Source organism: Snodgrassella sp. W8124, from assembly GCF_016100875.1.
Classification (GTDB): Bacteria; Pseudomonadota; Gammaproteobacteria; order Burkholderiales; family Neisseriaceae; genus Snodgrassella; species Snodgrassella alvi.
The window spans coordinates 1,015,673-1,030,680 of record NZ_JACFRP010000001.1 but is presented as its reverse complement, the minus strand read 5'-3'; the positions used below and the strand labels follow the sequence as shown (position 1 = coordinate 1,030,680).

Below are 15,008 nucleotides of genomic sequence, written 5' to 3'. Positions count from 1 at the left end.
GCTGTTCTGAAATTGAGAACAGCTTTTTTTGATGTGCTTAGCCGGCATTACTTAATTGTGCCAGCTGCTGAGCCTGATGCTCGGCAATTAATGCCTGTGTCAGCTCAGATAAATCACCATCCATAATAAAATCCAGTTTATGCAAAGTAAGATTGATGCGATGATCGGTTACTCTGCCTTGGGGATAATTATATGTGCGAATACGTTCACTGCGGTCGCCGCTGCCAATCAGGCTTTTACGTTCAGCAGCCTCTTTGGCATGAGCAGCATGTTTTTGCTGTTCATACAGACGGGAGGCAAGTACTCGCATTGCCTGTGCTTTATTGGCATGCTGTGAACGACCATCCTGACATTCCACTACCATACCCGTTGGTAAGTGAGTAATACGTACGGCAGAATCCGTCTTATTAATATGCTGACCACCCGCACCGGAGGCACGGAAAGTATCAATGCGTAAATCGTTCGGATTGAGCTGTACTTCAGCCACTTCATCGGCTTCCGGCATAATGGCCACAGTACAGGCTGAGGTATGGATTCTGCCCTGACTTTCTGTGGTTGGTACGCGCTGAACCCGATGGCCGCCAGATTCAAATTTGAGCTGACTGTAAACATTCATGCCTGCAATTCGTGCAATCACTTCTTTATAGCCACCCAGATCACTTTCACTGGCGGATACAATTTCTACCTGCCAGCCCATACGTTCTGCAAAGCGTGTATACATGCGCAATAAATCGCCGGCAAATAAAGCTGCTTCATCACCACCGGTTCCGGCACGAATTTCTATGAAAATATTCTTGTCATCATCTTCGTCTTTTGGTAACAAAAGTTTTTGCAGCTCGCCATCCAGCTGAGTAATCTGATTACGGGCAGTATTGATTTCTTCAGCCGCAAATTCTTTTAATTCTGGGTCTGCCAGCATTTCTTCTGCGGCAGCTAAATCAGTTTCTGCCTGTGTATACTGGCGATAGGTTTCTACTACCGGTGTAAGCTCGGCATGTTCACGGGTAAGGCGACGATATTCGTCAATATTGTCCGTGACATCAGGAGAAGCCAGCAAAGCGGTTACTTCTTCCAGACGCTCAGTCAGGTGCTGTAACTTGTCTATCAATGAAGGTTTCATCTGGTATTCCGTATTAAATAAAAGCTATCAGTCCATTGAGACTGTATTAAATATATAGAGTTAAGGATTATGAATAAATTGGAGGCAGTAGCTAATGCTGCTGATTTTTTCCATGCAGCTGGTAAATCTGACAAATGGCCTCGGCCAGCTCAGGATATTGCTGACTGTCTTTATTTAAAGCTCGGGTGGGTGCATGCAAAAGGCTATTGGTTAATTCACGGCTTAAACGCTGCAATACTTCTTCAACAGGTGTACCTTTACGCAGACGGCGCAGAGCTTTAGTGACTGCTTTGCTGCGCAGCTGTTCACCCTGATCGCGCAATTCACAAATTAAAGGAACGCTATTGCGTGTCTGTTGCCATGCAATAAATTCAGCAACCTTGCCTGCAACCATTTTTTCAGCTTCAGCTGCAGCCTGTTGCCGTGCTGCCTGACCATGCTGCACAATATGCACCATATCATCAACACTATACAAATACGCATCGTTCAGTTCGCCTGCTTCGGCTTCAATGTCACGCGGTACGGCCAGATCAAGCAAAAACATCGGCATGCCGCGCCGCTGCCTGAGTGCGCGTTCTACTAAACCTTTACCAATAACCGGAAAAGGGCTGGCAGTAGAAGAAACAATTACGTCGTATTCAGCCAGAATTTCAGGTAAAGCAGTTAATATGCGTGCATCTGCTTCACAGCTTAATTTCTGACATAACTCCTGAGCCCGCTCCAGTGTACGGTTTAAAACAGTCAGGCGCCGCGGACATTCTGCGGCAAAATAGGTGGCTACCAGCTCAATCATTTCACCGGCACCCACCATTAAAACATTCAATGCTGAAATATCAGGAAAAATCTGTGCGGCCATTTTAACTGCCGCCGCTGCCATGGATACAGAGTTTTCTCCAACTGCACTTTCATTGCGAATTTCTTTAGCTGCTGCAAAAGTTTTTTCAAACAGAGCATTCAGCTGCTGATGCAGCGTATGCCGGCTGCGGGCAACGCGTACGGCTTCTTTTAATTGTCCGAGAATCTGCGGTTCACCTAAAACCATTGAATCCAGTCCGCAAGCCACCCGAAAGGCATGCTGCACAGCCTGTTTATCATGGAATTGATATAAATAGGGAGCAAATTCAGATAATGGCAATTGATGGTAGTCGGCCAGCCATTGTATGGCTGTGGTTGCATTACCAGTACAGTAAATTTCTGTACGGTTACAGGTAGACAGAATCATCGCTTCTGCTATTTCTTCCTGACTGCCAAGCGCAGTTAGTGCTTCTGCCAGTTCTATGGCAGGGAAAGCCAAACGTTCACGTACAGAAACTGGCGCAGTTTGGTGATTGAGTCCGATAACGGTTAAAGACATACTACCTGAAGTAATTTGCGTTTGCCCGCTACCGCGGGTAGGATAATTGCCAGCCAGACTTTATATTCTATATAAATATAAAGTTATTAAATCGGGCAATTATACGCTATCAGTGCTGAAAAAGCAGTAAATCATGCCTGAGAGTGGTATAAATAACTTTTTCGCATGCATAAACAAAAAAATGAAGAATCTGGATTTGCACGATATTCGTGAAGATTACAGCCAGCAGTCACTTAGTGAAGCTGATTGCTGTGAAGACCCTTTGGAGCAGTTTCAAAAATGGTTAATGGCAGCCATGCATGCCAAAGTAAATGAGCCTACAGCCATGAATGTTGCTACTGTTGATCAGCACGGACGACCTAATGCCCGCATTGTGCTGTTAAAAGAAGTGACAGCAGAAGGGTTTGTATTTTTTACTAATTATCATAGCCGTAAAGGGCGTTCATTAAGTCTGAATCCGCATGCGGCACTCACATTTTTCTGGCCGGAACTGGAACGTCAGGTACGGGTGGAGGGAAGCGTGCAACAATTACCTGCAGCAGAATCAGATGCCTATTTTCAGTCCCGACCTTACAGCAGCCGTATTGGTGCATGGGCTAGTGAACAAAGCGCCGTAATTAATAGTAAAACCGAGCTGATGGCGCGTGCAGCAAAACTGGGGGCAAAATATTTGTTCAATGTACCCAGACCGCCGCATTGGGGCGGATATCTGGTTAAACCCGAGCTGGTAGAATTCTGGCAGGGAAGACCAAGCCGTTTACATGACCGTATTCAGTATACAAGACAAAATAATCTCTGGATTAAACAGCGCTTATCACCTTAAACATCTTTTGGCCTATATTGATTCAGAAGTTGAAGGCGCGGCTGCTGTAGCCGGACTATCCATAAGAACTTTGTTTTGAATAAAATCTTCAGCCTGAGTTTTCAGGCTGAAACGATCATTTGTTTTGTTTTCAGCAATATTCAGCAACGCAGAAAAATCTACTTTTACTATAATTTCCGGCATAGATACTATATTCCACAGACTACGCAATAAACTGGTTTTGCCGGCAAATGCTACTTTAGATGTACGCAATCCCTGAGGGTTGTAATAGCGCATGGCTACTGCCATCACGGGTGTATCTGCATCTATTGCTGCCTGAAACAGCGCTGCTTTAAACGGCAAGGTAGTCATTCCCTCAGATGTATACGCTTCGGGAAAAAACAGGACGTTTTTACCTTCATGTAATGCCAGTACTATGGCTTTGATGACCGGATTAATATCCTGTCTCGACTGACGATTAATATAAACAGAGCCTCCGTTTGTAGCCAGTCTGCCGATTACTGGCCATGATTTGACACTTTGTTTAGCAATAAAACCACCGGGGATAAAGGACATTAATACGAAAATATCCAGCCAGCTAATATGATTGGCTACAGTAAGCCAGGGCATACTTGCTGTATCGTGTAATAATTGCTCAGAGTTTACCTTGACGTGCAGAATATCAAGTAAATTGTGCGCAATTGAAATTAATTCCTTATTTCGCTCTGTTTCATTCAGGTTCTTAAACCGATTTACCCGTCTGATTGTCTTAACCAGCCACACAGCCAGTCTGAAAATTCGCGAAAAACGGGTAATTAAAGAAGTATGTTCTGATTTTGTCATTGTTATTTATCGTTTTTTCTGGCATTGAGGACAATAGAAACTGCTTCTTTGTCCCAAAATCATTTTTTCAATCGGATGCCCGCATTGCGGGCAAGGTTCACCGGCTCGTCCGTACACCTGATGTTGTAGCTGAAAATAACCACTAGTGCCAGCACTATTTACAAAATCCCTTAAAGTACTGCCACCTGCCGTAATCGCTTCCTGTAATATCTGTTTGATTGCATCAGTCAGTGCGCTAATCTGCTGTTTATTCAGCTTCATAGCCGGAATGGCCGGATGGATACCAGTACGGAACAAAGCTTCGTTAGCATAGATATTGCCTACGCCGACAACAATTTTATTATCCATAATTGCTGTTTTAATCGCACGTTTCTGGTTTGAAAGTTTCTGTTGCAAATAATCAGTATTAAAATCCTGGCTGAGTGGTTCCGGTCCGAGGTTAACTAATAAAGGATGCTGTTCAATGAGTCCGATAAACCATAAAACAGCTCCGAAACGTCTGGGGTCGTGAAATCGTAAGAGCGTACCATTACTAAAAGCAATATCTACATGATCATGTTTTTGTACCGGCGGTGCAGTAAAGTCAGTAAAGACGCGTAAGCTGCCTGACATACCCAGATGAATAATTAATGTGCCTGAAGCTAATTCAATCAGCAGGTATTTAGCTCTGCGTCTGACTGATAATACCTTTTCGCCGCCAAGCTGTTCGCCTAGATTATCTATTATCGGCCAGCGTAAACGCGGCTGACGCACTTCTACCTGTGAAATAGTTTGATTTTCAATAAAAGGAGCGATTCCGCGCAGCGTTGTTTCTACTTCCGGTAACTCGGGCATAATTTATTTATATTATTCAGAATAAAATCGTTACAATAGCATCATGAAAACAAAATTTAAAGCACATACTGTGTCAGTTTTAATCAGATAAAATTGCCATAAGTCATACGCAGCTAAAATTGTCTGTGTTAAAGTAGCAAATTATTTTACCCTAATAGTTTATTCTTTAAACGGCTGCAAATTTTATCGTGCCGGTTAAAGTATTTAATAACTGAACACATATTGCATGATAAACCGCGATTAGAAAAAAATTGCCTGCACAAGTACAGAGTTGTTATTTATTTATGATTCAGTGTCTACGTAAACTGATTTGCATATATGGAGAAGTTTAATGCCTCGTTGGATTCATCGTATTACCCCGATTGTTTTAAGTTTAATGGCTGTACATATGGCCAATGCCAACAGTGTGTCAGAGCAGCATAAACCAGTACCATTGATTCAAACTAAAATTGAGCGGATAAATAATCAGGTTACAGCACCGGATGATGCAGATTCGCTGCAACGGCGTCTGGCTATTGCTGGCCGTGCCAATGATATTTTTACTTTATTTGCCACAGAACTTATTTATTCTCAGGGTAAAACCGATCACGCTCTGGCCGCAGATATGCGAATGCTTGAGCATACACAAGAACCAGAGGTAGCTGAACGGGCAATGGAAATGGCTCTCGGCGCAAATAAAATCACTGAAGCGCAAACCATTGCTAATCGCTGGCAGGAAATTGAGCCAACAGAGACACCAGCAAGACAGCGCCTGATGTGGGAGCTGGCTATCGCCAAAAATGATGTGCCACAAGTATTGAAAAATGCAGATGCAGTTTTATCCCATGCCAATGATTATCAGCTGCGCCGGTTGTTTTTAAAAATGGCACAATTCCGGTTAAACAACCTGGATGCCACTGATGAGTTAAATGCACCGATTCACAAAACAGCAGTTTTACATCCTGAAATGGCAGAAGCACTAATTGCCGATGCTATTTATGGTGCAACCGGTGCGCATAAAGAGCAAACCATCAAAGCGTTACAATCACTGGTTCATCTAGATACCGATATTTTTCCAGCCAGCCAGCTGACACTGAACCTGATTAATCTTAAGCAGCCACAATATCTGCTGGATTTTTACCAGCTAACCGGTGTGGACACCATGCCAGCTAAATGGCAAAGTCTTTATATAGAATTGTTGATTAAAAATAATCAATTACAACAGGCATATCAAACTTTGCAGCCATTACTTGAGAAAAGTAAAAGCGCGGATCTGTATTTGCAGGCAGTTTATCTGGCTGTCAGTCAAAAAGCTGCTACAGCTACCATTGCCGGCTATGCAGAGAAAATTGTAGAACTGGGGAATTCCAATCAGCGAAGTAAAGCGGCCATGATGGTGGCTATGCGCTATTATGATGAACATAATCTGCCGGCTTCCCGTTCGTGGGCGACTAAAGTCAATGATCCGCAGTTTCTCTTTGATCAGGCACTTATGATGTGCTCAATTGAAGCAGAACAAAAACACTGGAAAGCAGCTCAGCAATGGTTAAATAAAGTTCAGACAGATAAAACACCGGCAGGTACTTTTTTCAGCGGATCGGATTTGCTTCGTTTACAAACATTTGTAAATAGTTCTTCACTTACTGACCAGAAATATGAACAATATCTGAATAGAGTGATTAATGAAGCAGAACATGGTGATACCAGAACACAGGTAGAAAATGTTGCGCCGTTATTACTCCTTCGTGGGCTGTTATATGCAGATAAATTTGATGAGCCGGCAAAAGCAGTAGCAGATCTGCGCCGGTTTGTGAAAATGCGGCCTAATCAGATAGAGGGGCTTAATGCACTGGGTTACACCTTATTAAGTCTGTCAAAAGATCACTGGCAGGAAGCACAGCAATTGCTGGAGCAAGCCTATGCTCAGAATAACCAGTCTCCGGCAATTAATGACAGCCTGGGCTGGGCTTATTTTCTTAATGGTAATGTAGAAAAAGCGCTGCCTTTACTAGAATATGCATATCAGAAGCTGCCGGAAAGTGAAGTAGCTGCTCATCTGGGGGAAGTTTATTGGCAGCAAGGGCGTGAGGACGAAGCTCGTCAAATATGGGCTCAGGGCTGGCTTAATAAAGCCAGTGATCATAAAATTCTGAATCAAATACTAAGTAAACACCAAATCAGACCGAATAGTCTGCCCTTAGCTACAGCAAAGAAGGTAGAAACTCAGGCTGATGCAGATATCTATTTACAACAGGCAGGAATTTTATTTAGCAACAGAACCAATGAACCGGCTTTGATTGAAAATATTAATAAAGTCATTCAGACCGGTAACAGACTTCAACAAAGTCAGGCAGCGCTTCTCGCTGCAACATATTACTTTTCTAATCGGGATATGACCTCTGCACGTAAGTGGCTGGATAAAGTAACTGATAGTGAGTTGATCGGAGATAAAGCCTATCTGATGGGGATGATTGAAGTAACCCAAAATAATATACCGGCTGCAAAGCAATGGTTAGCTCGGATAGATCAGAATAAAGAATCACCCGTTTCTGATAATATGCATACCATTGCACTGTCAGTTTATATTGATAGTAAAACCCTCGATCCGAAAGTTTATGTACAAAAGCTGACACAGATGCTAAAGGATGCAGACAAAAAAGCTGCTGCATCTGAGGATAATAATACAGACTTAAAAGCATTCCTGCTGTATTCACGAGCAACAGCTTATAGTGAAAAACTGGATCAGCCGAAAAAGGCAATAAAAGATATTCGTGCTTTTATTGAATTAAAACCTGATGATGCGGAGGGCTATAATGGGCTGGGCTATACCATGCTAAGTATGCCAAAACGCTATTGGGCAGAGGCTTTATCGATTTTGCAGCATGCAAGTCAGCTGGATAATGAGTCCTGGGCAATTCAGGATAGTCTGGGGTGGGCATATTATCTGAATAACCAGCCTGAAAAAGCGTTACCGCTTTTACGTTCAGCCTATCAGGTTCAGCAGGAAAGTGCCATTGCAGCGCATCTGGGAGAAGTCTTGTGGCAGCAAGGAGAACAGGAACAGGCACGAAAAATTTGGGCACAGGGATTAGCTAATAAAGACTCTGACCAGAAAGAGTTACAACAGATTTTGAAAAAATTTAATGTAAATCCGTCTAGTCTGACTACTGCACCGAAATCACAAAACAATAAATAGCCGGATACTAGTTATCGACTTTAGCAACTGAACTATTGAAATTTACCGAAAAAGCTGCCGTATGCATCAAGTGTCAACGGCAGCTATTCATTTAATTCTAAAACACAAAACTAACTTCACACAGCTCATATAACTAATTCTGATAATATTACAATAATAGACAATCATAGATACCGGAATAAGAATGATATATTCATATTTACGTAAAAAAAATCTTTATCTGGCAGCAGCTATCACCAGCCTGGCTTTAAGTGCCTGTAGCAGCCTCATACCAGACAGAATAACATCGGCATCAGACTGGCAGGCTGGTAACGAAAATGATGTTTCCGGTTTTGACAGTTCCGGACGGCTGGCTATTAAGGATCAGGGTAAAGGAAGCTATGCAAATTTTAGCTGGCAGAATACCGGTAGCGTACAAACAATTGAAGTCAAAACACCATTGGGTAATAGTGTAGGGGTTTTATGTACTGACAGCTCAGGTGTAATTGCAGAAGACAGTAAAGGGCAGATAATTACTGCAGCCAGTATTGAGGAGTTAAGCCAGCGTATGCTTGGTTTTGTGCTTCCGTTTGATCACTTGAATCAATGGGTGCAGGGATATTGGATTGCAGATGAACCTTATCAGTTATTGCCCAACGGCAAACTTAAACAGTCTGGCTGGATTATCCAGCGTCAGCAACAAAACGGAAGTCATAATCCGCGTATTGTACTGTTAAATAATGCACGCTTCGACATCAGACTGGTGTTTGATGAATATACAGATACTGATGATAGTGCAAAATCAGCACAATGCGAATTGCGTCAAAAATTATCCTGATTAATTATTTAAAAATATGAATAAATCTCCAGCAGCTGATGCACGGCATTTTCTGGCGCCGGCCAAGCTGAATCTTGATTTGAGAATCGTCGGACGGCGCGCCGACGGCTACCATTTACTTGAAAGCATTTTTACTCTGATTGAGCTGTATGATCATATCTGGTTCAGCGTAAATCAGACAGGCTGCATAAAGTTACATACACCAACTGACGGCATTACTGAAGAACAGGATTTGTGTGTGCGTGCAGCCCGGTTATTATCCGACCATACCGGTACTAAATACGGAGTGGATATCTGGCTGGAAAAACAGATTCCTGTTGGTGGCGGACTGGGTGGTGGCAGTGCGGATGCGGCAGTCGTATTAATGGTGCTTAACCGATTGTGGCAGCTTAATCTGAGTAAGACAGAACTATTACAGCTTGGCGTGCGGTTAGGTGCAGATGTACCGTTTTTTATTTTTGGACAAAGTGCATTTGCCCGCGGTATTGGTGAGCAATTAAGCCCGATATCTTTGCCAAAACAATGGTATGTGATTATCAAGCCTCCGGTGCATGTCAGTACACCGAAAATATTTGCACATAAAGACTTGACACGTGATTCCAAGCCACGGATAATGCCAGACTTCCAAGCAGGACAGCACTGGCGCAATGATATGCAGAGCGTTGTTTTAGCTGAGTATCCAGCAGTAAAAGCGGCATTTGATGTTTTGGCTGAATACGGTTCACCAATGATGAGTGGTTCTGGTGCATGTGTATTTTTGTCATTTAATTCTGAAAGTGCAGCACAAGCTGTTTACAATAAAGTTTCTTGCGCGCATCAGGCATATTGTGTTGCTTCCCTGACGAGGCATCCGTTTTATCAATGATGTGTGTAGTTGGGGAGTCGTCAAGTGGTTAAGACACTGGGTTTTGATCCCAGTATGCGTAGGTTCGAATCCTACCTCCCCAGCCAGTTGCTTGATAAAAAGCATTGGGGAGTCGTCAAGTGGTTAAGACACTGGGTTTTGATCCCAGTATGCGTAGGTTCGAATCCTACCTCCCCAGCCACATTTCGAGCAAATAAGCAGTAAACCCTATTGGGGAGTCGTCAAGTGGTTAAGACCCCGGATTCTGATTCCGGTATGCGTAGGTTCGAATCCTACCTCCCCAGCCAATTCAGATAAGCGTGTAAGTTTACTTACACGCTTATTTAATGTGTAAATGACAAATTGTTATTTTATAGCACGTGCAGATTGCCATAAGTGATATAATTTGCCATTAATCCCGTACGGAAAACTTCCAATCGGGAAACAAGCAAGTTTGTATAACTGTTTTCACTTTTTGTGATAATTAGCATGGTTAAGCCTGAAAAATGCAATACAGTTTCAATCCTAGTAATAGAATAGTGTTACTATTTTGTTGTGTTGCTATCAGGTATCGGCAAAATTGATTGATTAAATCTGTTTTAACCATGATACTTGCAGCTATCAGTATATACAGAATATTTTTCAAAGAGGTGGTCATTGCTTTTGAATTTAAAAGTAACGTAAACGGGTTAACAGCGAAATGAGCAACGAAATTCATAACGTTGAAAGCCATTACTTGTTTAAATGACAGATACACTACAACCCAAGTGGTGATATGAAAGCTTTGGATTAATGTTTAATCTACCTCACACAAATCAAACCAAACCAAAACAGGACTCAGGTACAACAGAAATGGCAGCATACGACAGTTTGATGGTTTTTACCGGCAATGCGAATCCGGAGCTGGCAAATAACGTAGCCAGACACTTGGATATTTCTCTGGGACGTGCTTCAGTTGGAAAATTTTCTGATGGCGAAATTGCAATTGAATTACTCGAAAATGTACGTGGTCGTGATGTATTTATCGTACAGCCTACCTGCGCACCGACTAACGATAACTTAATGGAAATCCTGACAATGGCTGATGCACTCAAGCGTGCTTCAGCCGGACGGATTACTGCAGCCATTCCTTATTTCGGCTATGCACGCCAGGATCGCCGTCCGCGTTCAGTACGTGTGCCGATTTCTGCCAAACTGGTAGCCAATATGCTGTATTCTGCTGGTATCGACCGCGTACTTACAGTTGACTTGCATGCTGACCAGATTCAGGGCTTTTTTGATATTCCGGTAGACAATATTTATGCTACCCCCATTCTGGTGCATGATATTGAAAAGCAGCGCATTGATAATCTGACAGTTGTCAGCCCTGATATCGGTGGTGTAGTGCGCGCCCGTGCCGTAGCAAAAACACTGGGCACTGATCTGGCCATTATTGATAAACGCCGGCCAAAAGCCAATGTGGCAGAAGTAATGAATGTAATCGGTGAAATTCAGAATCGTACCTGCCTGATTATTGATGATATGATTGATACAGCAAATACCTTATGTAAAGCTGCATCAGCATTAAAAGAACGCGGTGCAGAACGCGTGCTGGCTTATGCTACTCATCCGGTATTTTCCGGAGCGGCGATTGAGCGTATTGCTTCATCAGAAATCGATCAGGTTGTAGTCACTGATACTATTCCTTTATCTGAAGCTGCACAGAAATGTGATCGGATTCGTCAGGTAAGTATTTCAGGCCTGCTTGCAGAAACTGTACGTCGTATCAGTAACGAAGAATCTGTGTCATATCTTTTCAATGAAGATGTGGCCATACCGGGAGCAATGTTTCTCCCTTAATACCCCCAAGCCGTCTTAAGCTGGTCGCGGCCGATGACGGCATTATTAACTTTGGAGTAGTTATGTCTTACGAAATTAAAGCAGAAATCCGTGAAGCTCAGGGCACTGGTGCGAGCCGCCGCCTGCGTCGCGAAGGTAAAGTACCGGCTGTATTGTACGGCGAAGGTACCGAACCAATAGCCATTACAGTAGATCATCGTACTTTATGGTACGCACTGGAAAAAGAATCTTTCCATACTGCTATCATCAAACTGGATGTTAATGGCAAAACCTACGACGTTATTGTACGTGATTTCCAGATGCATCCGTTTAAACAACAGGTACAGCACATTGATTTCCAGGCCGTTGATGCAAATAAAGCTATCAATATTCGTGTTCCGCTACACTTGCTGAATGCTGCTATTTCTCCGGCAGAAAAATTGCAAAGTGGTCGTGTGTCTCTGCTGGCTACCAGCGTAGAAGTAAATGCTTTACCGAAAAACATTCCAGCTGTATTGGAACTGGATGTTTCTACCATCAGTGCCGGTGAAATTCGTCACCTGACCGATTTAGTGTTCCCGGAAGGTGTGACCAGCGTTGCATTAAATCGCAATGAAAATCTGGCTATTGCTTCTGCTACTGGTAAAAACAAATAAGCAGTAAAAAATACCTACATCTGATTAGTATTTTACCTAAAAGTAAAATGCCATTGAAAACTGAAGTCTGTAGTAACAGACTTCAGTTTTTTTAAAGTAATGTGAGTAATAATTTCTAAATTTAAATAATTACAATTTAGCACATATAGCAAAACGTAAAGTTAAATTTGAAAAATCAGAAATAAACGGTCTGCACAAGAAAAATATATAAAAATATTTTATTTCATTCAAATTACGTTTTATAAAATAAGTAATGCATACTAATTATTTTATAAATATATTAATAACATAAAAAAGTCAAAAATATAAAAAAGCTTTTATCTGATTCAACACAGATAAAAGCCTTTTTAGAAATTAATTTAATCAATTATAACGCAGCATCAGGACTTTTTACGGCCTGGTTTTTTGCGTGAACCATTACTACGTGACTTCTGAATGGCAGCAGTTTTTGTTTTGTTTGACTTAGTTTTCTTACCGGGTGCTTTGCGCGGCTGTTTAACAGTGGCTTTAAGCTGTTTCTGAATATTTTGCGCATTATTTGTCCGGCGACGCTTACCACTATTCGTGCTAATCAGCACCAAATCAATCCGGCTCGTATCCAAATCCGCGCGAGCTACTTTGACTACAACTTTATCACCCAGCTTAAAGCGGATACCACTACGCTCTCCGACAATGGCCAGCATTTCAGGATGATAATTAAAATAATCTTCACCCAGATCGCTGATATGAACCATGCCGTCAATATAAACATTATCTAAAGTAACAAACAAACCAAAATTTGCCATACCGGAAATCGTACCGGAAAAAACCTCACCGATTTTGTCCTGCATATAGTAAGTTTTAAGCCAGTTTTGCACATCACGGCTGGCATTGTCAGCTCTGCGTTCTGCCAGTGAACAATGCACACCCAGTTCAGACCACGACTTTGGCTGATATTGTTTATGCTGTAAAATGGCCTTAATGGCTCTGTGAACAGTCAGATCAGGATAACGCCTGATTGGTGAAGTGAAATGTGTATATGCCGGATAGGCCAGACCAAAATGGCCAATATTTTGTGGTTCATAAACCGCCTGCTGCATTGAGCGTAACAGCATAATACTGATTACATTCCGATCAGGCCGTTCTTTGATTTTTTCGCTTAGTTCCGCATAATCTTTTGGAGTAGGGTTACTACCGCCATTTAGATGTAAACCAAGCAGCGATAATTGCTCACGCAAAGTATTCAGACGCTCACTGGTCGGACCGGCATGATTACGGTATAGAGCAGGATGTTTATGATGTTTGAGAAATTCTGCAGCACAGACATTCGCAGCCAGCATACATTCCTCAATCAGACGATGAGCTTCATTACGCTCAACCGGTATAATACGTTCAATTTTACCCTGCTGATTGAACAGCATCTGTGTTTCTACACTATCAAATTCCACAGCACCACGTTGCAGGCGTTTTTTCAGTAAAATCTGATATAACCGGTATAAACTCAGTACATGTGTTTTCATCGGGTCATCAAACTGGTCATTACTAATCCAGTCCCATGCCTGTGTATAGGTAAGCCGTGCATGTGAGCGCATTACCGCCGGATAAAATTCATAACTTTTAATATTGCCTGCATAAGTAATCACCATATCGCATACCATGCACAGGCGATCTACATTCGGATTAAGGGAACAGATGCCATTAGATAAATTCTCCGGTAGCATCGGAATAACCCGCCGTGGAAAATAAACACTCGTAGCACGTTCCTGTGCATCCTGATCAATAGCATCATCAGGATGGACATAATGGCTAACATCGGCGATAGCAACGACCAGGCGGTAATTACGACCAATTTTTTCTGCATATACCGCATCATCAAAATCGCGTGCTGTTTCACCATCAATAGTAATAAGCGGCAGATCACGCAGATCTTTTCGGTTTTTTCGCTCATCAGCTTTAACATGATCAGGTATTTTAGCGGCCTGAGCCATACAGGCCTGACTAAACTGATAGGGTAAATGATGTTTGCGTACTGCAATTTCAATTTCCATACCACTGTCAGCATAATCACCAAGAATTTCTGTAACACGAGCCACTGCTGCCTGAGTTGCATTCGGATAGGACTCAATTTTTGCTACCAGAACCTGACCGGCTTTAGCTTTACCCAAAGAGTCAGGCTGTAGCACAATACTTGCTCCCAGACGTTTATCTTCGGGAACGAGCATAGCTACACCATGTTCAATTGTGAGTCGTCCTACCACATCTTTATTAGATCGTTCGATGACATCCAGCACCTGCCCTTCACGCCGCCCGCGACGGTCAGAACCAGCTGGTCTTACAGTGACAATATCTCCGTTCATTAACCCGCACATCTGGCGAGCGTAGAGAACAAAATCACTGCCGTCAGCAGGGTTTAACGGTACAGCAAAACCAAAGTCGTCTTTGTGTACTTCAATCCGGCATTTAACCAGTGCCAGTTTATTAGCTACACAAACAGCACCGCGGCGATTAATTAGAATCTGTCCGTCTCGTGCCATGGCATTTAAACGACGATCAAAAAAAGCTATTTCTTCATTAGTAATATTAAGTTTCTGTGATAATTCAGTCATTTTGACCGGAATACCGACTTTATCTAAAACAGCAATAATCCATTCCCGGCTGGGTAAAGGATTGGAATAACGTTGTAATTCACGTTTTAAATATGGATCTTGATGGCGTAAATCTGATTTTTTTTTCATAGAGTATTGACAATCTCTTTAGAGAATATAT

General features: G+C 42.4%; 11 protein-coding genes and 3 tRNA genes. 9 read left to right on the top strand and 5 right to left on the bottom strand.

What is annotated here, in order from left to right:
- Positions 1-37: 37 nt before the first annotated feature.
- Entirely contained in the window at positions 38-1,120 is a 1,083-nt protein-coding gene (gene prfA / locus H3U73_RS04550; protein ID WP_110414173.1) for a peptide chain release factor 1, read from the bottom strand.
- A gap of 91 nt (positions 1,121-1,211) precedes the next feature.
- A complete protein-coding gene (gene hemA / locus H3U73_RS04545) occupies positions 1,212-2,474 on the bottom strand; it encodes a glutamyl-tRNA reductase (protein WP_084551563.1) in 1,263 nt (420 codons plus the stop codon).
- A gap of 190 nt (positions 2,475-2,664) precedes the next feature.
- On the opposite strand from hemA, the gene pdxH reads away from it, so the two are divergent.
- A complete protein-coding gene (gene pdxH / locus H3U73_RS04540) occupies positions 2,665-3,297 on the top strand; it encodes a pyridoxamine 5'-phosphate oxidase (protein ID WP_025330597.1) in 633 nt (210 codons plus the stop codon).
- 12 nt (positions 3,298-3,309) lie between these two features.
- On the opposite strand, the gene H3U73_RS04535 is transcribed toward pdxH, so the two are convergent.
- Complete coding sequence (locus H3U73_RS04535; RefSeq protein ID WP_198190116.1) at positions 3,310-4,119, bottom strand: lysophospholipid acyltransferase family protein; 810 nt, start codon at positions 4,117-4,119, stop codon at positions 3,310-3,312.
- Between the two features lie 6 nt (positions 4,120-4,125).
- The gene (gene mutM, locus H3U73_RS04530) at positions 4,126-4,953 is read right to left on the bottom strand and encodes a bifunctional DNA-formamidopyrimidine glycosylase/DNA-(apurinic or apyrimidinic site) lyase (RefSeq protein ID WP_084587059.1); all 828 of its coding nucleotides are present in this window, start codon (positions 4,951-4,953) and stop codon (positions 4,126-4,128) included.
- A gap of 331 nt (positions 4,954-5,284) precedes the next feature.
- Here mutM and H3U73_RS04525 point away from each other — a divergent pair, with 331 nt between their 5' ends.
- From H3U73_RS04525 to H3U73_RS04490, 8 genes are all read left to right on the top strand, one after another.
- Positions 5,285-8,128 carry a tetratricopeptide repeat protein gene (locus H3U73_RS04525; RefSeq protein ID WP_198190115.1) on the top strand — a complete coding sequence of 948 codons (2,844 nt, stop codon included), beginning with the start codon at positions 5,285-5,287 and terminating at the stop codon, positions 8,126-8,128.
- Positions 8,129-8,312: 184 nt separating this feature from the next.
- Entirely contained in the window at positions 8,313-8,945 is a 633-nt protein-coding gene (gene lolB / locus H3U73_RS04520; RefSeq protein WP_084551559.1) for a lipoprotein insertase outer membrane protein LolB, read from the top strand.
- A 16-nt stretch (positions 8,946-8,961) separates the two neighbouring features.
- Complete coding sequence (gene ispE, locus H3U73_RS04515; protein WP_084551558.1) at positions 8,962-9,810, top strand: 4-(cytidine 5'-diphospho)-2-C-methyl-D-erythritol kinase; 849 nt, start codon at positions 8,962-8,964, stop codon at positions 9,808-9,810.
- A 10-nt stretch (positions 9,811-9,820) separates the two neighbouring features.
- Positions 9,821-9,896, top strand: a tRNA-Gln gene (locus tag H3U73_RS04510).
- A gap of 19 nt (positions 9,897-9,915) precedes the next feature.
- Positions 9,916-9,991 (top strand) — tRNA-Gln (locus tag H3U73_RS04505).
- Between the two features lie 30 nt (positions 9,992-10,021).
- Positions 10,022-10,097 (top strand) — tRNA-Gln (locus tag H3U73_RS04500).
- Between the two features lie 544 nt (positions 10,098-10,641).
- Positions 10,642-11,628 (top strand): ribose-phosphate pyrophosphokinase, encoded by a 987-nt coding sequence (locus tag H3U73_RS04495; protein ID WP_025330604.1) that lies wholly within the window; start codon positions 10,642-10,644, stop codon positions 11,626-11,628.
- Positions 11,629-11,690: 62 nt separating this feature from the next.
- The gene (locus tag H3U73_RS04490) at positions 11,691-12,263 is read left to right on the top strand and encodes a 50S ribosomal protein L25/general stress protein Ctc (RefSeq protein ID WP_198190114.1); all 573 of its coding nucleotides are present in this window, start codon (positions 11,691-11,693) and stop codon (positions 12,261-12,263) included.
- A 380-nt stretch (positions 12,264-12,643) separates the two neighbouring features.
- Here H3U73_RS04490 and rnr read toward each other — a convergent pair whose 3' ends face one another.
- Positions 12,644-14,977, bottom strand: coding sequence for a ribonuclease R (gene rnr / locus H3U73_RS04485; RefSeq protein WP_198190113.1), 2,334 nt, complete (start codon positions 14,975-14,977; stop codon positions 12,644-12,646).
- Positions 14,978-15,008 lie beyond the last annotated feature (31 nt).

Excerpts from the sequence above, each read along its gene's own strand:
- H3U73_RS04535 (WP_198190116.1), bottom strand. The coding sequence starts at position 4,119 with ATGACAAAATCAGAACATACTTCTTTAATTACCCGTTTTTCGCGAATT.
- lolB (WP_084551559.1), top strand. The coding sequence starts at position 8,313 with ATGATATATTCATATTTACGTAAAAAAAATCTTTATCTGGCAGCAGCT.
- prfA (WP_110414173.1), bottom strand. The coding sequence starts at position 1,120 with ATGAAACCTTCATTGATAGACAAGTTACAGCACCTGACTGAGCGTCTG.
- rnr (WP_198190113.1), bottom strand. The coding sequence starts at position 14,977 with ATGAAAAAAAAATCAGATTTACGCCATCAAGATCCATATTTAAAACGT.
- H3U73_RS04525 (WP_198190115.1), top strand. The coding sequence starts at position 5,285 with ATGCCTCGTTGGATTCATCGTATTACCCCGATTGTTTTAAGTTTAATG.
- hemA (WP_084551563.1), bottom strand. The coding sequence starts at position 2,474 with ATGTCTTTAACCGTTATCGGACTCAATCACCAAACTGCGCCAGTTTCT.
- ispE (WP_084551558.1), top strand. The coding sequence starts at position 8,962 with ATGAATAAATCTCCAGCAGCTGATGCACGGCATTTTCTGGCGCCGGCC.
- H3U73_RS04490 (WP_198190114.1), top strand. The coding sequence starts at position 11,691 with ATGTCTTACGAAATTAAAGCAGAAATCCGTGAAGCTCAGGGCACTGGT.
- mutM (WP_084587059.1), bottom strand. The coding sequence starts at position 4,953 with ATGCCCGAGTTACCGGAAGTAGAAACAACGCTGCGCGGAATCGCTCCT.
- H3U73_RS04495 (WP_025330604.1), top strand. The coding sequence starts at position 10,642 with ATGGCAGCATACGACAGTTTGATGGTTTTTACCGGCAATGCGAATCCG.